Origin of the sequence: Pseudomonas sp. P9_35 (assembly GCF_034008205.1) — a bacterium.
GTDB lineage: Bacteria > Pseudomonadota > Gammaproteobacteria > Pseudomonadales > Pseudomonadaceae > Aquipseudomonas > Aquipseudomonas kilonensis.
The window spans coordinates 225,313-243,339 of the sequence record NZ_CP125373.1 but is presented as its reverse complement, the minus strand read 5'-3'; the positions used below and the strand labels follow the sequence as shown (position 1 = coordinate 243,339).

The window sequence follows — 18,027 nt, the reverse complement described above, 5'->3', positions numbered from 1 at the left end:
CGCGAAGCGTTTTGTAAGCATCATGCGCTCAGCATGCTTCACCGCTGAGTGCATGATTCTTGGTTATCGGGAACCTGACCCGGGGAGCGACTACACTCCTACGTACTAGCCTCTGCAGGCATCACAATTATACATAAAAAAATCAACCTGGAAAGGTACTAATACTTAATAGTTCAAGATTTGGGATATAAAGTTCACCATCCCGTAGGCGTGTCCCAATGAATCTCTCCGGGACCTCACGCCATTGCTTTTTCACATTGCCCATCCGAGGTAAATTATACTTTATCAAATTTCTACCTGCGGCAGTAAGCCTTGCTACGCCGTCTTCTTCAATAACAAATGACAAGTTTAAGAGCTTTGAGTAGCGCTCAAAAAACAATCTCAATCCAAATTTACTTCGCTTAAAAATGGTAAATGAATCAAGAGCTCCAGACGAAGATAATAGTATGCCAAGTATCTTCAAGTCCGTAATTGTTGGGCAGTAAGTATCAGTGCGATCACTACTCATGCATCCCCCATGGCCCTAACAAGAATAACTTTCCGCTCAGCCCCATCTGCCTTGAATGGCCACCAAAATATAGGGAATACGCTATTTGGGGTATTGGTATTCTCTCGACAGTACACAGCTTGAGCCCCATTATAACCCAAGCTTGGCATTTCCCTTTCCTCTCCTCCGAATATATAGCGGGGAGACAGCAATGATTCTATAGCCAGCATCCGAGCCCTATGCTCAGCAGCGGTGGGGGCGTCATAAAAATCATCGATACCTTTTTTTATTATTTTTTGAGCTGTAATATGAACTCCTGCTGCAATAAGATTATCCAACCCAGCTTGAGTAGAAGACAGAACTTTAACCCTAATTGTATAATCAGTAATCCCAGAGCCATCAAACTGAGCTTTGATTGTCTTGATCCGACCAAGTACTGTTTGACCAGAACCAACAAAATCATCAACCAGAATAATATTATTTTGCCCTTTAGCATTATATGTCTTTAGCGCATGGGTATATCGATTGACGAGAGAGTACTTTCTCCAACCATGCCCTTCCATCAATGGCTTCAGATTATAAATAATCTCCAGCGAGCTATCTGCATTCCAGTCCGCAGACATCGCCACAATTTGGGTGTTTTCATCGCTGATACCTGGCTCTGATACAATTTCAAGAGCCAGATCAAGCATGTGCGCATGATGCATAGCTGTATCAACATACAAAAACCTATCTAATAACTCATAAATCAAGTTTCTCGACAGGTCTTCTGAGCAGTCTAAATACAAAATATCATAAAGATCGTCCAGCTTAGGTATCAACCAAGGCTGCTTAAGCACAAGCTTTGACACTAAAACAAACGAGTCTTTATTCATAATATTTTCACACTACCTGCCCTGTGAAGCGAAGATTAAATCCGACTATCAACCTACCTACTTTAAAAACCTTGAAAAAAAGCAGTGGCAATACGCTATATTAGAATTGACGTACAACGCAACCAGATTTTCACCGACTCACTGAGAGTCAAGGCGCGGTGCGCTACAGGTGAACGGGTCTGAGGGGTGCTGCATATTGCTCAGAGGCTCAAGGCGGGCTTTTTTTGCAATATGAACAATTAGTTAGAGCTGAGTCCATTTGAATCGGTGCATAAACGCTTCGAGGTGGTTTGGCACGACGTAGTACAGCGTGACCGGGTCGCCGTTGACCTTTTTTGGAGGACCGACTTTTTCAACAGAATCGGCCGCAAGCTGCCTCTCATAATCCTCGATCTTCATAGATCACTGTTTCTTCATGCGACGGTTGAGAGGAGCGACAGTGAGGCGAAATAAAACAAACCCGACACATGTGCCGGGCTTGTTTTATTAGACGGATGTTTACCTGCTATCGCGGATCGACGTTATCCAACACTCGGTTCGCCAGCAATGAACTCAGCTCAATCAGTTGCTGGACGCCTAGAAGGATGTGACGGCGAGGGCCTTCCAGGTCGAAGGCCAGGTTGCTGACCATCGCATCAGCTGCCGCCAGGGTTTCGCTGAGGTTGACGAGGAGGGATTCGTTGTCGGCGTTTTTTGCGACGGTGAAGAGTTGGCCCGGTTGGGACGCATCTTCGGACTTTTCCGGTTTCGGTAGCAGGTAGTGATCCAAGGCGCGTTTGGCGGCTTCGTCGTGCTTTTTGGCTTTGGATTTGGTGTGCGGGGAAGCTTGGTCCGTTTCCGGAGGGTTTGGAGTTATTTTGAACATAAGCTGGAATCCTCGAGTTAGGCCGCGACCTCTTCCCTACTAAAAGAAGGGTGGCGGCTGTACGCAGGTTAGTAGACCGGGGATTCCAGCATTGCCGGCGCGCCGAAGCGCCCTGCGCACAGCCACCATCAAGGACAGGAACTGGAACACCTGCCTGAGTGGAGAGCTCATGCATCTTGCGGAAAACCTCGGGCTACTAAACCCGACCACTGATGGGCAGTGGCAGGAAAACGATAGAGCCCAGGGGCAAGGCGCACAAGCGGGCGGATTCTGGCGTAGTTGTAGGTAATGGCGCAAGGATGTGTAGCTTGATGGAAGGATCACGCCAGTAGAATAAACAGGGCTTGTTTTAACCCGTAAATTGGGGCCAGACGGGTTCGCGGTTAGGGTTTGAAGTGGATGATGCGGCTTAGTCTGTAGGCATTTTTCGGGGAGGGTGGGGGGCTGCTTTGCTGCCCAGCGGGAGCAAGCTCTCATGGAACAAATTGCAACCATGTGATTTTTAAGGCTGGAAATACATGTCGATCGTTCCCACGCTCCTGCGTGGGAATGTCGCCAGGGACGCTCCGCGTTCCGCTTCTGGAAGGTGACGCAGAGCGTCACGGGATGCATTCCCACGCAGAGCGTGGGAACGATCAAATATGTCGGGTTTGCTTTTGGGAAGGATGTTTATCTGCTATCGCGGATCAACGTTATCCAACACCCGATTCGCCAGCAATGAACTCAATTCGATCAATTGCTGGATACCGAGAAGGATGTGACGACGCGGTCCTTCCAGGTCGAAAGCCAGGTTGCTGACCATCGCGTCGGCTGCTGCCAGGGTTTCGCTGAGGTTCGCGAGGAGGGATTCGTTGTCGGCGTTTTTTGCGACGGTGAAGAGTTGGTCCGGTTGGGACGTATCTTCGGACTTTTCCGGTTTTGGTAGAAGGTAGTAATCCAAGGCGCGATTGGTGGCTTCGTCGTGTTTCTTGGCTTTGGATTTGGCGTGGCCTGTCTCTGGTGGGTTCGGAGTAGGTTTGAACATTGGGACTTTCCTATAGTAGGGCCGCCACCATCTCGCTACTAAACGAAAGGAGGCAGCTGTGCGCAAGTTAGTAGACCGGTAAAGTCACCAAACCCGGCGCGCCCGAAGGCGCCTTGCGCACAGCCACCATCAAGTGCAGGCAAACGCCTGACTGGATGACACTCATGCAACCGTAGATGACTAACCGAGCTACTAAACCCGACCACTGATGGGCAGTGGCAGGAAGACAATAGAACCCAGGGACAAGGCGCACAAGCGGGCGGATTCTGGCGTAGTTGTAGGTAATGGCGCAAGGATGTGTAGCTTGAGGGAAGGATCACGCCAGCGGAATAAACAGGGCTTGGTTTTGGCCCGTAAATTGGGGCTAGACGGGTTTGCGGCTGGGTTTTGAAGTGGGTGATGCGGTTTTGTCTGTAGGCATTTTTCGGGGTGGATGGGGGCTGCTTTGCAGCCCAGCGGGAGCAAGCTCTCACGGAACAAATTGCAACCCTGTGGTTTTTAAGGCTGAAAATACATATCGATCGTTCCCACGCTCCTGCGTGGGAATGTCGCCAGGGACGCTCCGCGTTCCGCTTCTGGAAGGTGACGCAGAGCGTCACGGGATGCATTCCCACGCAGAGCGTGGGAACGATCAAAAACGAATGTTTGGCCGGCTTGGGCATGCACCGCTCGATACTTGATGGTTGCTTGTCTTTCGGTCCGAAAAGGGGGGGCGGAGGGCAGAATAAACTTGCCCCTTTTTATCCGAATGCACTCATGAATTCATTACGCGAAGACAATCGAAAGCGCTTGATACGACTCATCGACCAGATCCCTGTTGATGAGAACCCCGAGGGTTGGACCCATGTTGCTTCGATAGCCGTCGGCGGGCTGCTATCGGTAGGGTTTTCGCAAAAAGGTCCCTACTTGCTGGTCGTCTCAAGCTCGGGTCGGAGTGTGGTGCACTGCGACACAGGCGAAAAAATTGACCGCGACTATGAAGAATATGCGGGCTTGAGCGAGCTTGGGTTGCATTGCCAGGGCATTGGCGTGATCGCCGATGAAGTCATATCGCTGTGTGGCATACAGGGCGGTGGCTTGCCAACCGGCAACATTGCCGGAGAAGGACTGGAGTTGGTTTCCCCGGATTGGCCTGAAAACAGCCTTATCCTGAGCAAACCCTTCAAAAATGCGCTGATTAAGGGTCACCAAGCAGATTGCACGGTGATCTACAGGGACCACGTGCGGGCGTTCGGATTCTCCTGGTGTGGGAACTACATCGTTGCGGCGTGCGGCAGCGACCTCGATCTCTGGTCGAGAAAGTCAAAGTTGTAACGAAAGGCCGTCGCCGGCAGCGCGGCGGTCGAGGGCGTTGCAGTTGTGCTTCATTGTTCTACAACCCCCATGATAAATTCCCAGCCGCGACCTCTAATCAATAGAGGGCATTCAGGGAGAGAAGTAAGTGATCAAGTCTTTGTTGGTTGGGGCATTGCTGGCAATGGCATCAGCATCGGCATCTGCGATGAGTTGCGATAACCCTAGAAACGCCTATGACAGAACCTATTGCGCGTCGCTGAAAATGGTTCAGTCGGATCAGGACATCAATGATCAATACAAGAAGACGATGAGTGCGCTGAACCCGGATCAAAAGAAAAAAGTGAAAGCCGCTCAAATCCAGTGGATCAAAAATCGTGACAGCGCCTGTTCCAACGATGGCCTGCTCTACCTGGACTGTGCCAACGAGAAGACCGAGGCGCGTATCGTCATACTCAAAGCTGTCGAGCGCGAGTGCCGTGCTGCCGGTTGCGATGACGCCAAGCTGTCGCAAGTCGAGTAACCCGTAACAACTTGCCCTCGCTGAAAAACCCGACGTAACGCGTCGGGTTTTTCTTTGGCGGGTTCACCCGCTACCGCAGCTCGACGCTTCGCAGCCCGGCGGGAGCAAGCTCCCTCGCCACGGGGGTTGTGTCCCTGCATAACGTTTGGGGATAAATCCCCTCGTCACAGTAATTCAGTTGTTTACGGTAATGGCAGGGTGCCACAATCGTTTTTTGTCGCGTCATAACCAGGTGGTTCAAATGTATGGCCCAAGATTGCGCAATGGCCAGGATTTTGTAATAGCCGAGCAGGTGCGCACCGACCGATTGCAGCAGCTGTTTCGCCAATCCGTTTCTGCGGTTTTTGGTAGCTACCTTGCCGCCATCATGCTGAGTTGGCTGTGTTGGGATCGTTTTGAGCACGGCGCTATTTTTTGGTGGATGGCCATCCTGACCGCATCGACGCTGTTGCGTATCGCGATGTTCGTTGCCTATTTCCGCAGCGACGAAAGTCAGCGCACGCCTCAACAGTGGGAGCGCAAATACTGGGTCACGCTGGTGCTATCCGCCAGCATCTGGGGCGGCGGCGCGTTCGTTCTCATGCCAGCGGACGATCTGTTGTCGCAGGCGTTGGTCATGCTCTTTACGGTCGGCATGTCGGTCAGCGCGGTGTCCTGCTACTCGGCCTATCGCGATATGACACTGGTCTCCATTGGCGTGGTGCTGTTGCCGTGCACGATCTGGCTGCTGTTTCAACCGTCCCCGACTCAAGTCGGCATGGCCCTTTCGATTCTGGTGTTCGCGGCATTTGCGGCCCGCGCCACGAACAAAATGTCCCAGGCACTGGAAATCGCCTTTCGACTCACCCGTGAAATGGAACAGGCGAACAGCATTTCAACCCGCGCCGCTCAAACCGATGAACTGACCGGCCTGAAGAGTCGACGGGCGTTTTTCGAGCATGCCCAGCAGCTTTACAACGAATGTAAGGCCAACCGGTTGGGGTTGTGCGCGGTCATGTTGGACATGGATCACTTCAAGCACATCAACGACACCTACGGCCATCAGGTCGGCGATCAGGTTTTGCGCCAGATGGGGGCGGTCATCAGTTCGTCGTTTCGGGCAACGGATATCCACGGTCGGCTCGGTGGCGAAGAGTTCGCTATTTTGCTTCCGGACACGTCCATTGAGGTTGCCACCCAGATTGCAGAACTGCTCGTCGATACGATTGCGGGTTTGATGATCGAGCCTGTCCACTGCATAACCGCCAGCCTCGGCGTGGCATCGACAGAGGCCTGCAACAAGGATCTTCACAGCTTGATGAACGATGCGGATAAAGCCCTGTATCGGGCGAAGGCGTTGGGGCGTAATCGAGTGGCTGTTGCTTAGTCGGGTTGGCTTTGCCCAGCGCGAAACCAAAAAACCGCCAATTTGGCGGTCTTTAGTACTTTTCCCTGATCCCGCGTTTGCTACAAGGCCTGCCTTTGTCGATCTCAGCTACGCGGATCGAACTTCGGCTCTAGATAGATCTACGCAAGCTCTGATGGCATCAATTGCGTCTTGAGCGAGCGCCAGAACTGTCGTTGTACTGATTTCAATCCGATTGATAATGTCTTCTCTCGGGCCCTGTTTCCAGGCAGCGCTTGCGTAAAAAGCCTCTTGAGATACTTGGCGATGGCTCTCGCTTTCATAGGAGCGAATCAGGTGATAGCTGTCACTATCGTGTAATGAGCAGCCATACGAAACAACGTCTATGCCCGCTTCCAGGTGAAGCGGAACACTTACATTCTGCATTATTTGATGAAAGTCCAATCCCGATCCTGGCTTTAAGGTGTACATCAGGATTTCAATAATTCGAGTCATTCCAAGTCTTCCATGTGGAGTTCCAACGTGAGTAAGCCATAGCCTGAAGACGCATGCGATTTGTGGCGAGGGAGCTTGCTCCCGCTCGGCGGCGCAGCCGTCGTCAATCGGCCGGCGCGGTTTTCCCGGAAGCAGGCTCCCACTTGTAGCAATGCACTCCGCTAAATGATGCTATCCACCACCCCACCATCAACCCGCAGCGCCGCGCCAGTGGTGGCCGAGGCCTGTTCCGAGCTGGCGTAGATGATCATGTTGGCGACTTCCTCGACGCGTGCCGCGCGCTGGATGATCGAGGTGCTGCGGTGCTGATTGACGAAGTCTGCCGCGACCTTTTCCAGGCTGTCCCCGGTGCGCTCGACGTCTGCCTGGAGCATCTGGGCAACGCCCTCGGAAAGTGTGGGCCCAGGCAGCACCGAGTTTACCGTCACGCCGGTGCCGGCGAGGCGCTTGGCCAGGCCGCGAGCGATGGACAGTTGCGCGGTTTTGGTGAAGCCGTAGTGGATCATGTCTGCGGGAATGTTTACGCCGGATTCCGACGAGACAAACACGATCCGCCCCCAACCGCGCTCGACCATCCCGGGCGCGTAGGCCCTGGAAACACGCACGCCGGACATCACGTTGGTTTCGAAGAAGCGCTGCCATTCGCTGTCCGGCGTCTCGAAAAAGTCTTCCAGTTTGAAAATGCCCAGGTTGTTGATGACGATGTCGAAGCGTGGGTATTTGGCGATCAGTGCCTGGCAGCCCGGCGCGTTGCTCAGATCGCCAACGAAGCCATCAGCCCTTGAAGCGAGGGCGCCCAAGCGCTGCAGCGCATCCTCCACGCTGCTCCCGCTGCGACCGTTGATAACGACGTGGGCGCCGGCTTCCAGGAAGCCTTTGGCTGTCGCGAAACCGATACCGCTGGTGGATCCAGTGACCAACACGTGACGGCCGGTGAAGTCGATGTTCATGAGGGGACTCCTTGATTAATGAACCAGAGGAAGTGCGATATTGCTGACTGGACGGTAGTCCGACGGATTTAGAGATGGCTTTGCATCCCGACATCGCCGATATCGCAGGCCCTTAATCATGGACACGATTGAGGCTTTGCGCCTCCTCGTGATCAATCAACCATCAGGAAGGCGACCACACCGCCAGCTCATAGCCATCCGGATCGATAAAGTGAAAACGTCGGCCCCCCGGGAACGCGAACACTTCACGGCTGATGGTCGCTCCTGTGGCCTTGAGCCTGAGTTGGGTAGCCTCAAGGTCATCCGCGTACAAGATGATCAACGGGCCGCCCGGGCGCACCGGTTCACCGGTCGTGAAGCCACCGGTCAGGCGACCGTCGCTGAATTCGGTATAAGTCGGGCCGTACTCGACGAAATTCCAGCCGAATACGCTTGCATAGAAGGCTTTGCTGCGGGCGATGTCGCTGACATTGAACTCGATGTTATCGATCTGACGGTCTTTACCTTGAATGCCCATTGACGCTTCCTTGGCTGATTTGGGAGTAAGCGAGCTTAGGCCATTCAACCCTCACTAAGCTTGGAAAAAACGATTTGGGCGGCAGGGGTTGAGGGCAGGGCAAGCCTTGTCGCCGACGATCTCTTCACTGGCCAGACGACCCACGATCGCGGCCAGGGTTACGCCGGGGTGCATGACGCACACGTATACGCCGCCAACCTGCGGAAGATAACCAATGATGGGGACGTCATCGGCAGGCATGGGTCTGTATCCGACACGAGCCGATTGCAGATCCAGGGAGACAACGCCGTGGAGTTCGCTTTTGATGGCGTTGGCGGTGCGCAGCGCGATCCCCGATGGTTGGTTCTCCAGGGCGTCGTCCAGGTAATCTTCGGCCGCCAGCAACGCACCCTCCGGGGTTTGCCTCACTTCCATTTCAGGGCTGGAGATGAGGGTGCGTACCAGGTTGGGTGGCGAGGTGTAGCGGATGAAAATTGCTGGGGAGGCGTCTATGGGCAGGCAGACTTCAAGCAGGTTGGTCAGCTTCGTGATGCCTGTACCGGCGGCCAATACGACGATATCGGCTTCGATGACGCCCGCGGCGGTTTCGACGCCCAATACGGTGGAACCCCGGGTTTTAAAGCCGAGAACCGGCGTTTGAGTGAGCACTTTCGCGCCATTCGCTTGAGCACCGGCGATCAGCGCATGGGTTGCCGCTACCGCGTCCAGTGCTCCTTGATCTGCCGCATACGAAGCCTGTTGAGGAGGGTTCTTGAGGTTTGGCTCAAGTTCACGGATCTGTGATTGGGATATTCGGTTTGCCGTAGCTGTTGAACTCGCGCCGTAAGAGAGGGCGCCAGTCCATTGGATCTTCAGGCCGGGCAGCTGTGTTTCGAGTCGGCGGTATTCCTGGATGGCAGCACCGCGCAATGGCGCAATGGGGTCGGGTTCGTCATGGGAGGTGTTGATCCAGGCGAATGAGCTGCCGGTCACGCCTGACGCGATGCCTTCGGCCTCGACTACCGTGACTTTCGCGCCTTGGGTCGCCAGATGGTAGGCCAGGGATGCGCCTACGATGCCCGCACCAATGACGACGACGCGTTTGCCTGGAGCGCTATCCATTCGGCCTCCGTTGGGTTTGCCTGGGGGAATACGTTAGCCCGGTTGGGGCTGCTGCGCAGCCCAGCGGGAGCAAGCTCCCTCGCCACTGGAGGGTCGGGTCAGTTAGTTAGGCTGCGGCTGTCAGGGCGCCATCGCGAGCAAGCTCGGCTCCCACAGGGATTGGGGGGGGCGCGGGCCGGCGGAAGGCCCGGGGGGGGGGGGGCTCCTCCCCGCAACAGTGGGCCTCCTTCTTTCGTTTTGTTGGACCGCCCCCCCCCTCGCCACACTCTCTCCCCCTGGGGTGGGAGGTGGTGGCGATGGTAGACCCAGACCCGTAGGGCTTTATTACTCATATTGCCTCGGGTTTACTTTATCTACCTCATTTTTCCACGTTCCCCCGTAAAGCACAACCCCCCCCCCTGGGTTATGGGGGGATGGGTGGGAAACAAACCCAAGACCCATATGGCTTTGGCTTTGCTCTCCGCTGGGGGGGGGCCCTTTTCACCTATATTTAATATGCCCCCCCTTCCGAAAAACTCCCCCAGTGGGATGGATGCGATGGCTGTGAACAGACCCGGAAAAACTGTGGGAGCTGAGCTTGCTCGCGATAGCGGTGGGTCTGCTTGCATCGATGTTGGATGTGCCGCCGCCATCGCGAGCAGGCTCGCTCCCACAGGGATTTGTGGTGGATGCAAGGTCTGTGAACAACCCGAAAAAACTGTGGGAGCGAGCTTGCTCGCGATAGCGGTGGGTCTGCTTGCATCGATGTTGAATGTGCCGCCGTCATCGCGAGCAAGCTCGCTCCCACAGGGGTTCTTGGGTGTTCACAGATCCTGCATTCACCAACAATCCCACTCATAGGAGGCAAAAGGCCTTCAGTACCACCGCGCCTCGCCCGGCGGGCGTTTCTTGAAGCGTTTCATGCTCCACATGTATTGGCTCGGGTAGGCCCGCACGTAGCGTTCCACCACTTGGCTCATGGCGGCGCACGAAGTTTCGGTGTCGGTGCTGTACATCGCGTCCGGGGCGGCTTCGAGGATGACTTTGTAGCCGGAGCCATCCGGTAGGCGCAGGGCGTGAAGGAAGACGCCGACCGCTTTGCCGCCGGCGAGCATGTTCGGCACGAACTTGCTGGTCAGGGCCTGGGTGGCGAAGAAGGGCACGAAGATACCGGCGGATTCGGCCGGTTCCGGGTCGGCGGGGATGCCCACCTGGCCGCCCTTGCGTACTTCCTTGATGACACTGAGGATGCCTTCCTTGGTCGATGCGGCGACTTTGTTGCCCAGTTGCACGCGCTGTTTGCGCAGCAATTCATCCACCGCCTTTAGCTTGGGCGGACGGTAGAAAATGATCGGTTTGCACTGGCTGCAATAGAAGTGGTTGAGCACTTCCCAGTTGCCCAGGTGGCTGGTGATGCCGACCACGCCTTTGCCGGAGGCCAGCGCTTGCTTCAGCACCTCCAGGCCTTCGACTTCACGTACCAAATCGATGGAACGCTGGGCCGGCCAGATCCAGGCGCAGGCGCTTTCGGTCAGGGATTTGCCGATGTCCTTGAGGCTCTGGCCCACCAGGCGTTCGCGCTCGGCCGGGTCCATCTCGGGAAAACATTTGGCGAGATTGATCCGCACCACGTCGCGGGAGCGGTTGGGCAGCTTCCACATGAACCAGCCAATGGCCGAGCCCACCGCTTGCACCGCCCGCCAGGGCAGCAACGCAAACAACCGCAGAGCGCCGACCAGCAAGGCGCCTTTCAACTTATCCACAGGTCACTCCTGAATGTATGGGCCGTGTTGCGAGCCGGCTATTCTAACCGCCGTTTATCAACTCGGCGTAGCGGTCGCAATCCTGGGTGTGGTCCATGACCATGCCCGAGGCTTGCATCAAGGCATAGCAAATGGTCGGCCCGACGAAGGTGAACCCGGCTTTTTTCAAGCCTTTGCTCATCGCCAGCGCCTCGGGCGTGATGGCCGGCACTTCGGTGCGGTCCTTGAAATGATTGATGATGGGTTTGTCGCCCACGAACGACCAGAGAAATGCCACCGGGTCTTCCAACGCCAGCCAGGCCTGGGCATTGCGGCGGGCGGCCTTGAGCTTGAGGCGGTTGCGAATGATGCCGGGGTCGAGCATCAGTTCATCGATTTCGGCGTCGCTCATCTGCGCCACCCGCTGCACATCGAAGCCGTACAGCACCTCCCGGTAGCGCTCGCGTTTGCGCAAAACGGTGATCCAGGACAACCCGGCCTGGAACCCTTCGAGCAAAAGCAACTCGAACAAACCCTGCGCATCGCGCAGCGGCGTGCCCCACTCCTGATCGTGATAAGCCATGTACAACGGATCGTCAGAACACCAAAAGCAGCGTGGCATAAGGCTCCAGGGGGCGTGCGCACGAACGAATCGGGTATACTCCCGCTCTTTAAATCGCAGCCCAAGAAACAGGTGAATTTCGTGAGCCAGCCTACGCCAGCCGTGCGTACCTTCCAAGACTTGATCCTCGCCCTCCAGCAATACTGGGCCGAGCAAGGTTGCGTGGTACTTCAGCCCTACGATATGGAAGTAGGCGCCGGCACTTTCCACACTGCCACGTTTCTGCGTGCCATCGGCCCGGAAACCTGGAACGCCGCTTATGTGCAGCCCAGCCGCCGCCCGACTGACGGCCGCTACGGCGAAAACCCGAACCGTCTGCAGCACTACTACCAGTTCCAGGTCGTGCTGAAGCCGAACCCGGAAAACTTCCAGGAGCTGTACCTGGGCTCGCTCAAGCACGTGGGCCTCGACCCGCTGGTGCACGACATTCGTTTCGTCGAAGACAACTGGGAGTCGCCAACCCTGGGCGCCTGGGGCCTGGGCTGGGAAGTCTGGCTCAATGGCATGGAAGTGACCCAGTTCACCTACTTCCAGCAGGCGGGCGGCATCGAGTGCTACCCGGTCACCGGCGAAATCACCTACGGCCTCGAACGCCTGGCCATGTACCTGCAGGGTGTGGACTCGGTCTACGACCTGGTGTGGGCCGACGGTCCGTTCGGCAAAGTGACCTACGGCGACGTGTTCCACCAGAACGAAGTGGAACAGTCGACCTACAACTTCGAACACGCCAACGTCGAGAAGCTGTTCGAGCTGTTCGATTTCTACGAAAGCGAAGCCAAGCGCCTGATCGAGCTGGACCAGCCGCTGCCGTTGCCGAGCTATGAAATGGTGTTGAAGGCGTCCCATACCTTCAACCTGCTGGATGCACGCCGGGCGATTTCCGTGACCGCGCGCCAGCAATACATCCTGCGTGTGCGCACCCTGGCGCGTTCCGTTGCGCAAGCCTACCTGCTGGCCCGTGCCAAGCTGGGCTTCCCGATGGCGACCCCGGACCTGTGTGATGAAGTGTTGGCTAAGCTGGAGGCTGCACAATGAGTGCTCAAGATTTTCTGGTTGAACTGGGCACCGAAGAACTGCCACCCAAAGCCCTGAACACCCTGGCCGATGCGTTCCTGGCCGGTATCGACAAAGGCCTGCAAGCCGCCGGCCTGGGCTACGAAGCCAAACAGGTGTACGCCGCACCGCGCCGCCTGGCCGTGCTGATCACCGCCCTGGCGACCCAGCAGCCAGACCGCAGCATCAACCTCGACGGCCCGCCACGCCAGGCCGCGTTCGATGCCGACGGCAACCCGACCCAAGCCGCCCTGGGCTTCGCCAAGAAGTGCGGCGTGGACCTGAGCGAAATCGACCAGAGCGGCCCGAAGCTGCGCTACAGCCAGAGCATCAAGGGCAAGCCGACCGCCAGCCTGTTGCCGACCATCGTCGAAGACTCCCTCAATGACTTGCCGATCCCCAAGCGCATGCGCTGGGCCGCGCGCAAGGAAGAGTTCGTGCGTCCAACCCAATGGCTGGTGATGTTGCTCGGTGACCAGGTCATCGATTGCACGATCCTGGCCCAGAAGGCCGGTCGCGATTCCCGCGGTCACCGCTTCCATCACCCACAGAGCGTGCGCATCACCTCGCCGGCCAACTACCTGGCCGACCTGCGTGCCGCCTACGTGCTGGCCGACGCCAACGAGCGCCGCGAACTGATCAGCAAGCGCACCGAAGAGCTGGCCACCCTGCAGGAAGGCACCGCCATCGTGCCGGCCAACCTGCTGGACGAAGTGACCGCGTTGGTGGAATGGCCGGTGCCGCTGGTGTGCTCGTTCGAGGAACGTTTCCTTGAAGTGCCGCAGGAAGCGCTGATCACCACCATGCAGGACAACCAGAAGTACTTCTGCCTGCTGGACGCCGAAGGCAAGTTGCTGCCGCGCTTCATCACGGTCGCCAACATCGAAAGCAAGGACCCGCAGCAGATCATCGCCGGTAACGAAAAAGTCGTTCGCCCGCGCCTGACCGATGCCGAGTTCTTCTTCAAGCAAGACAAGAAGCAGTCGCTGGAAAGCTTCAACGAGCGCCTGCGCAACGTGGTGTTCCAGGAAAAACTCGGCAGCGTCTACGACAAGGCCGAGCGCGTGTCGAAACTGGCGGCGTTCATCGCCCCACGCATCGGCGGCGACGCCCAGCGCGCGGCCCGTGCTGGCATCCTGTCCAAGTGCGACCTGTCCACCGAGATGGTCGGTGAGTTCCCGGAGATGCAAGGCGTCGCCGGTTACTACTACGCCCTCAACGATGGCGAGCCGCAAGACGTGGCCCTGGCACTGAACGAGCAGTACATGCCGCGCGGTGCTGGTGCTGAGCTGCCGACCACCCTGACCGGTGCGGCCGTGGCGATCGCTGACAAGCTCGACACCCTGGTCGGCATCTTCGGTATCGGCATGCTGCCTACCGGCAGCAAAGACCCTTATGCCTTGCGTCGTGCGGCGCTGGGCGTGTTGCGGATCCTGATCGACAAGCAACTGGACCTGGACCTGAACGACGCCGTGGCGTTCGCCGTCAATGCGTTCGGCAGCAAGGTCAAGGCTGCCGGCCTGGCCGATGCCGTGCTGGAATTCATCTTCGACCGCCTGCGTGCGCGTTATGAAGACGAAGGTGTCGAAGTCGCGACCTACCTGTCGGTGCGTGCCCTGAAACCAGGTTCGGCCCTGGACTTCGACCAGCGTGTACAAGCGGTGCAAGCGTTCCGTAAATTGCCGGAAGCGGCAGCGCTGGCGTCGGTGAACAAGCGTGTGTCGAACCTGCTGAGCAAGGCCGAGCCTTCCGTCAAAGCCGTTGAAGCACGTTACTTTGATAATGCCGCCGAGTTTTCGCTCAACTCGGCGATTCAACAGGCGTATGCGTCGGTGCAACCGCTCATGGAAAAACGCGATTATGCCGAGGCACTGGCGCGCCTGGCGGCATTGCGCGAGCCGGTCGATGCGTTCTTTGAAGCCGTGATGGTGAATGCGGACAACGAAGACGTTCGCAAGAATCGTTATGCATTGCTGGCACGCCTGCGCAGCCTGTTCCTCAATATTGCCGATATTTCCGTGCTGGGTTGAGGAGCTGCTGTTGAAACTGCTGATTCTCGATCGGGACGGGGTGATCAATCACGACTCCGACGCTTACATCAAATCGGTGGAGGAGTGGTTGCCGCTACCCGGTTCAATCGAAGCCATCGCGCAGTTGAGCAAGGCCGGCTGGACGGTGGCGGTTGCCACCAACCAGTCGGGCATTGCCCGCGGTTATTATGACCTCGCCATGCTCGAAGCCATGCACGAGCACCTGCGTGCATTGGTGGCGGAGCAGGGCGGGGAAGTCGGGCTGATCGTCTATTGCCCGCACGGGCCGGACGAAGGTTGCGATTGCCGCAAGCCCAAGCCGGGCATGTTGAAAACCATTGCCGCGCATTACGGCGTGGCGCTGGCGGGTGTGTGGTTCGTCGGCGACAGCCTCGGTGACCTGGAGGCGGCCAAAGCCGTCGATTGTCAGCCAGTTTTGGTAAAGACCGGGAAAGGCGAGAAGACTCTGGGCAAGACCCTACCGGTGGGCACCTTGATTTTTGACGACTTGGCGGCGATTGCCGCTGAACTTATCCACAATTAGAGCTCCCAAGACAACCTGATCAAGGATTGTTCGGGAAGCGCTTGAACAGGCGGGCATTGCCCGCAACGGTAAATGCCGCTATGTCTATATTGCAGGCCATCAGCGCCTTTCTCTTTTACCTGCTGTTGGGCACCAGTTCCTTGCTGTGGTGTTCCTTGAGTTTTTTTATCGCGCCTTTCTTGCCGTTCAAGGCGCGCTACCGTTTCATCAACGTGTACTGGTGCCGCTGCGCCCTGTGGTTGAGCAAGGTGTTCCTGGGCATCAGCTATGAAATCAAAGGCGCCGAGAATGTGCCTGACCGGCCCTGTGTGATCCAGTCCAACCACCAGAGCACCTGGGAGACGTTCTTTCTCTCGGCCTATTTCGAACCGTTGAGCCAAGTGCTCAAGCGTGAACTGTTGTTCGTGCCGTTCTTCGGCTGGGCCATGGCGATGCTGCGCCCGATCGCTATCGATCGCGACAACCCCAAGGCAGCCCTCAAGCAGGTCGCGAAGAAGGGCGACGAACTGCTCAAGGATAACGTTTGGGTGCTGATCTTCCCCGAGGGCACCCGTGTTCCTTATGGAACCGTCGGCAAATTCTCCCGCAGCGGTTCGGCATTGGCCGTGAACGCCGATCTACCCGTGCTGCCGATTGCACACAATGCCGGCAAATTCTGGCCCAAGGCTGGCTGGATCAGGAAACCAGGCGTCATCACTGTGGTGATCGGCGCGCCGATGTATGCCGAAGGCACTGGGCCGCGCGCCATCGCCGAGCTCAATGACCGAGTCCAAGCCTGGAATGAACAGACACAACGGGAAATGGGCTCGCTGCCTCCGACCCCGACAACACCGGCCACCACCGACCAGCTCGCTGTTTGAGATCTGTGGATAACCTGTGTACCGTTTTTTCGAAATCCGTTGTTTTTATGCTGTAGGTCTATGTTTTTAATACATATTTCCTAAACACATAAAACCCGCGGTTAGGTGCATAAGTTTTTTATAGCACCAAAAAATCGCGGCCTTCGGCAGCTCCTACAGCCGAAAGCCGCGATCTTTTTCAATCTTCCAATAACGGGAAACGCAGGCTGAACGTCGTGCCTTTACCCACCACGCTACGGCACTCGATTTTCCCCTCGTGATGGTCAACCACGGCCTTGACCATCGACAGCCCCAAGCCAATTCCATCGACCCCGTGAGCCGAGGAAAACCGTCGGTACTGACTGAACAGGTCGGGTAGTTCTTCGGCGCTGATGCCTTTGCCCTGGTCGGCGACATTGCAGATCAACCAGCCCGGGGTGCAATGAACCTGCAGCGAAATGCAGGCGTCGGGCGCACTGTACTTGATGGCGTTTTCCAGCAGATTGAACAGGGCACGGGTCAGCAACGGTTGATCCGCCCTCACCATCGCCTCTTCATCCGCTATTTCATGAATCAACTGGATGCGTTTTGCCTGGGCGATGGGCAGCGCCTGGTCGAGCACATCCAGCACCAGCATGGCGAACAGCGTCGGCTGGAATTGATACGCCTCGGATTCGGCCTTGGCCAATTGCACGAAGCCCTCGGTCAGGTCCAGGGCGCGACGTACCTGACGCTCGATCTGGTCGAACAGCGGATTATCCCCACCGACCTGATGCCGCTGCACATCGAGCAATGCAAGGATCGCCGAGTGCGGGGCGCGCAAGTCGTGGGAGAGAAAACGCAGCATGACGCTGCGCTGTTCTTCAGCCTCACGTTCGGCACTCAGGTCCGTGAGGCTCAACAACCAGCCAATCGGCGCATCGCCATCAACCGGCAATAACGCCGCCCGTTCCAGGCGCAAGCTGCGCTCGCGAATGTCGCGAAACTCCACCAAGGGCAATGTGGATAACCGATGATGCGCCCCATGCTCCAACCCTGGATAACCCAATTGCCCGAGATGCTCCAGCACGTCGCCGCCCGCCAGGCCATGGCCGAACAACTCGCGCGCCTTGCGATTGCCAAGCAACAGCTTGCCTTGAGGATCACTGATCATGGTCGCCACCGGCAGGTATTCCAGGCCGTCGGCAATGAAGCGCCGGGTGTCGCGGGTTCGACTCATGGCTTGTTCCAGGGCCATGATCTGCCCCTGCAAGCGGTCGCTGCCGGTGTAGGAGGCGCGGCGACGCTCCGGGAAAACCTTGGGCTCCGCGTCCAGGCGTGCCAGCTCCCAGCCGAAATAGGCCAGCACCACGCTCAGGCGCCGCCAATTCCAGATCAGGTAGCCGAACAGCATGCCCAGCACACTTGCCATGGGCGACCACCACCAGCCTCGCGCGCCCAGCACTGCACTGATCAACAGGGCCAGGCTCATGCCGCCCACTGTTGTCCACAAGGCCAGGCGCGGGCGCAACAGCAACAGGCCCAATACACAGGCCACCAGACACACCGACAACAACACAGCGCCTAGATGGTTACCCGTCGATTGGCTGCTCAATGACAGCAAGGCCGTCAGCGGCAACAGCAACAAACTTATCCACAACCACTCCCGCACCAACTGACGAAACAACTGCTGGACCTGGGTTGGCTCACGACTTTCACGGCGACGCTGGTTACTCATAGGCCTCCTGGCCAACCTCAAGGACT

The 18,027-nt window shown here is 57.1% G+C and carries 19 protein-coding genes; 7 read left to right on the top strand and 12 right to left on the bottom strand.

Going from position 1 to position 18,027, the window contains the following annotated elements:
- Positions 1-142: 142 nt before the first annotated feature.
- The 5 genes from QMK47_RS01030 to QMK47_RS01010 all read right to left on the bottom strand — a co-directional run bounded on the left by QMK47_RS01030 (position 143) and on the right by QMK47_RS01010 (position 3,251).
- Positions 143-508, bottom strand: coding sequence for a hypothetical protein (locus QMK47_RS01030; RefSeq protein WP_320389678.1), 366 nt, complete (start codon positions 506-508; stop codon positions 143-145).
- Positions 505-1,362: a hypothetical protein gene (locus QMK47_RS01025; RefSeq protein WP_320389677.1), complete on the bottom strand. Its 858-nt coding sequence runs from the start codon at positions 1,360-1,362 to the stop codon at positions 505-507. Before QMK47_RS01025 ends, QMK47_RS01030 begins: the two co-directional genes overlap by 4 nt.
- A gap of 243 nt (positions 1,363-1,605) precedes the next feature.
- Entirely contained in the window at positions 1,606-1,761 is a 156-nt protein-coding gene (locus tag QMK47_RS01020) for a hypothetical protein (RefSeq protein WP_320389676.1), read from the bottom strand.
- 106 nt (positions 1,762-1,867) lie between these two features.
- Positions 1,868-2,227: a DUF6124 family protein gene (locus tag QMK47_RS01015; RefSeq protein ID WP_320389675.1), complete on the bottom strand. Its 360-nt coding sequence runs from the start codon at positions 2,225-2,227 to the stop codon at positions 1,868-1,870.
- Positions 2,228-2,903: 676 nt separating this feature from the next.
- Positions 2,904-3,251 (bottom strand): DUF6124 family protein, encoded by a 348-nt coding sequence (locus QMK47_RS01010; protein ID WP_320389674.1) that lies wholly within the window; start codon positions 3,249-3,251, stop codon positions 2,904-2,906.
- Positions 3,252-4,007: 756 nt separating this feature from the next.
- Between QMK47_RS01010 and QMK47_RS01005 the strand changes: the two genes are divergently transcribed.
- The 3 genes from QMK47_RS01005 (at position 4,008) to QMK47_RS00995 (ending at position 6,433) form a co-directional block, all read left to right on the top strand.
- Positions 4,008-4,565, top strand: a complete 558-nt coding sequence (locus QMK47_RS01005) for a hypothetical protein (RefSeq protein WP_253470593.1) — start codon at positions 4,008-4,010, stop codon at positions 4,563-4,565.
- Between the two features lie 127 nt (positions 4,566-4,692).
- A complete protein-coding gene (locus tag QMK47_RS01000; RefSeq protein ID WP_033062452.1) occupies positions 4,693-5,067 on the top strand; it encodes a lysozyme inhibitor LprI family protein in 375 nt (124 codons plus the stop codon).
- Positions 5,068-5,308: 241 nt separating this feature from the next.
- On the top strand, positions 5,309-6,433 hold the full coding sequence (locus QMK47_RS00995) for a sensor domain-containing diguanylate cyclase (RefSeq protein WP_253470592.1): 1,125 nt from the start codon (positions 5,309-5,311) through the stop codon (positions 6,431-6,433).
- Positions 6,434-6,541: 108 nt separating this feature from the next.
- On the opposite strand, the gene QMK47_RS00990 is transcribed toward QMK47_RS00995, so the two are convergent.
- The 6 genes from QMK47_RS00990 to QMK47_RS00965 all read right to left on the bottom strand — a co-directional run bounded on the left by QMK47_RS00990 (position 6,542) and on the right by QMK47_RS00965 (position 11,818).
- The gene (locus QMK47_RS00990; protein ID WP_014335799.1) at positions 6,542-6,907 is read right to left on the bottom strand and encodes an NIPSNAP family protein; all 366 of its coding nucleotides are present in this window, start codon (positions 6,905-6,907) and stop codon (positions 6,542-6,544) included.
- A 161-nt stretch (positions 6,908-7,068) separates the two neighbouring features.
- Complete coding sequence (locus QMK47_RS00985; protein WP_214511140.1) at positions 7,069-7,857, bottom strand: SDR family NAD(P)-dependent oxidoreductase; 789 nt, start codon at positions 7,855-7,857, stop codon at positions 7,069-7,071.
- Between the two features lie 163 nt (positions 7,858-8,020).
- Entirely contained in the window at positions 8,021-8,374 is a 354-nt protein-coding gene (locus tag QMK47_RS00980) for a VOC family protein (RefSeq protein WP_320389673.1), read from the bottom strand.
- A gap of 54 nt (positions 8,375-8,428) precedes the next feature.
- Positions 8,429-9,475, bottom strand: a complete 1,047-nt coding sequence (locus QMK47_RS00975) for an FAD-binding oxidoreductase (RefSeq protein ID WP_320389672.1) — start codon at positions 9,473-9,475, stop codon at positions 8,429-8,431.
- 854 nt (positions 9,476-10,329) lie between these two features.
- Positions 10,330-11,217 carry a lysophospholipid acyltransferase gene (locus tag QMK47_RS00970; protein WP_253470585.1) on the bottom strand — a complete coding sequence of 296 codons (888 nt, stop codon included), beginning with the start codon at positions 11,215-11,217 and terminating at the stop codon, positions 10,330-10,332.
- Positions 11,218-11,260: 43 nt separating this feature from the next.
- A complete protein-coding gene (locus QMK47_RS00965) occupies positions 11,261-11,818 on the bottom strand; it encodes a DNA-3-methyladenine glycosylase I (RefSeq protein WP_258690094.1) in 558 nt (185 codons plus the stop codon).
- Positions 11,819-11,899: 81 nt separating this feature from the next.
- Here QMK47_RS00965 and glyQ point away from each other — a divergent pair, with 81 nt between their 5' ends.
- From glyQ to QMK47_RS00945, 4 genes are all read left to right on the top strand, one after another.
- Complete coding sequence (glyQ, locus tag QMK47_RS00960) at positions 11,900-12,853, top strand: glycine--tRNA ligase subunit alpha (protein ID WP_320389671.1); 954 nt, start codon at positions 11,900-11,902, stop codon at positions 12,851-12,853.
- A complete protein-coding gene (glyS, locus tag QMK47_RS00955) occupies positions 12,850-14,901 on the top strand; it encodes a glycine--tRNA ligase subunit beta (RefSeq protein ID WP_253470581.1) in 2,052 nt (683 codons plus the stop codon). The genes glyQ and glyS overlap by 4 nt, the downstream gene beginning before the upstream one ends.
- 4 nt (positions 14,902-14,905) lie before the next feature.
- The gene (gmhB, locus tag QMK47_RS00950) at positions 14,906-15,445 is read left to right on the top strand and encodes a D-glycero-beta-D-manno-heptose 1,7-bisphosphate 7-phosphatase (RefSeq protein ID WP_214511226.1); all 540 of its coding nucleotides are present in this window, start codon (positions 14,906-14,908) and stop codon (positions 15,443-15,445) included.
- Positions 15,446-15,525: 80 nt separating this feature from the next.
- Positions 15,526-16,305 carry a lysophospholipid acyltransferase family protein gene (locus tag QMK47_RS00945; protein ID WP_214511134.1) on the top strand — a complete coding sequence of 260 codons (780 nt, stop codon included), beginning with the start codon at positions 15,526-15,528 and terminating at the stop codon, positions 16,303-16,305.
- 178 nt (positions 16,306-16,483) lie between these two features.
- On the opposite strand, the gene QMK47_RS00940 is transcribed toward QMK47_RS00945, so the two are convergent.
- Positions 16,484-18,001, bottom strand: coding sequence for a sensor histidine kinase (locus QMK47_RS00940; RefSeq protein WP_320389670.1), 1,518 nt, complete (start codon positions 17,999-18,001; stop codon positions 16,484-16,486).
- Between the last annotated feature and the right edge of the window lie 26 nt (positions 18,002-18,027).

What these genes read in the sequence shown, in the direction of transcription:
- QMK47_RS01030 (WP_320389678.1), bottom strand. Translation starts at nt 508, where the DNA reads ATGAGTAGTGATCGCACTGATACTTACTGCCCAACAATTACGGACTTG.
- QMK47_RS01025 (WP_320389677.1), bottom strand. Translation starts at nt 1,362, where the DNA reads ATGAATAAAGACTCGTTTGTTTTAGTGTCAAAGCTTGTGCTTAAGCAG.
- QMK47_RS01020 (WP_320389676.1), bottom strand. Translation starts at nt 1,761, where the DNA reads ATGAAGATCGAGGATTATGAGAGGCAGCTTGCGGCCGATTCTGTTGAA.
- QMK47_RS01015 (WP_320389675.1), bottom strand. Translation starts at nt 2,227, where the DNA reads ATGTTCAAAATAACTCCAAACCCTCCGGAAACGGACCAAGCTTCCCCG.
- QMK47_RS01010 (WP_320389674.1), bottom strand. Translation starts at nt 3,251, where the DNA reads ATGTTCAAACCTACTCCGAACCCACCAGAGACAGGCCACGCCAAATCC.
- QMK47_RS01005 (WP_253470593.1), top strand. Translation starts at nt 4,008, where the DNA reads ATGAATTCATTACGCGAAGACAATCGAAAGCGCTTGATACGACTCATC.
- QMK47_RS00995 (WP_253470592.1), top strand. Translation starts at nt 5,309, where the DNA reads ATGTATGGCCCAAGATTGCGCAATGGCCAGGATTTTGTAATAGCCGAG.
- QMK47_RS00990 (WP_014335799.1), bottom strand. Translation starts at nt 6,907, where the DNA reads ATGACTCGAATTATTGAAATCCTGATGTACACCTTAAAGCCAGGATCG.
- QMK47_RS00985 (WP_214511140.1), bottom strand. Translation starts at nt 7,857, where the DNA reads ATGAACATCGACTTCACCGGCCGTCACGTGTTGGTCACTGGATCCACC.
- QMK47_RS00980 (WP_320389673.1), bottom strand. Translation starts at nt 8,374, where the DNA reads ATGGGCATTCAAGGTAAAGACCGTCAGATCGATAACATCGAGTTCAAT.
- QMK47_RS00975 (WP_320389672.1), bottom strand. Translation starts at nt 9,475, where the DNA reads ATGGATAGCGCTCCAGGCAAACGCGTCGTCGTCATTGGTGCGGGCATC.
- QMK47_RS00965 (WP_258690094.1), bottom strand. Translation starts at nt 11,818, where the DNA reads ATGCCACGCTGCTTTTGGTGTTCTGACGATCCGTTGTACATGGCTTAT.
- glyS (WP_253470581.1), top strand. Translation starts at nt 12,850, where the DNA reads ATGAGTGCTCAAGATTTTCTGGTTGAACTGGGCACCGAAGAACTGCCA.
- QMK47_RS00945 (WP_214511134.1), top strand. Translation starts at nt 15,526, where the DNA reads ATGTCTATATTGCAGGCCATCAGCGCCTTTCTCTTTTACCTGCTGTTG.
- QMK47_RS00940 (WP_320389670.1), bottom strand. Translation starts at nt 18,001, where the DNA reads ATGAGTAACCAGCGTCGCCGTGAAAGTCGTGAGCCAACCCAGGTCCAG.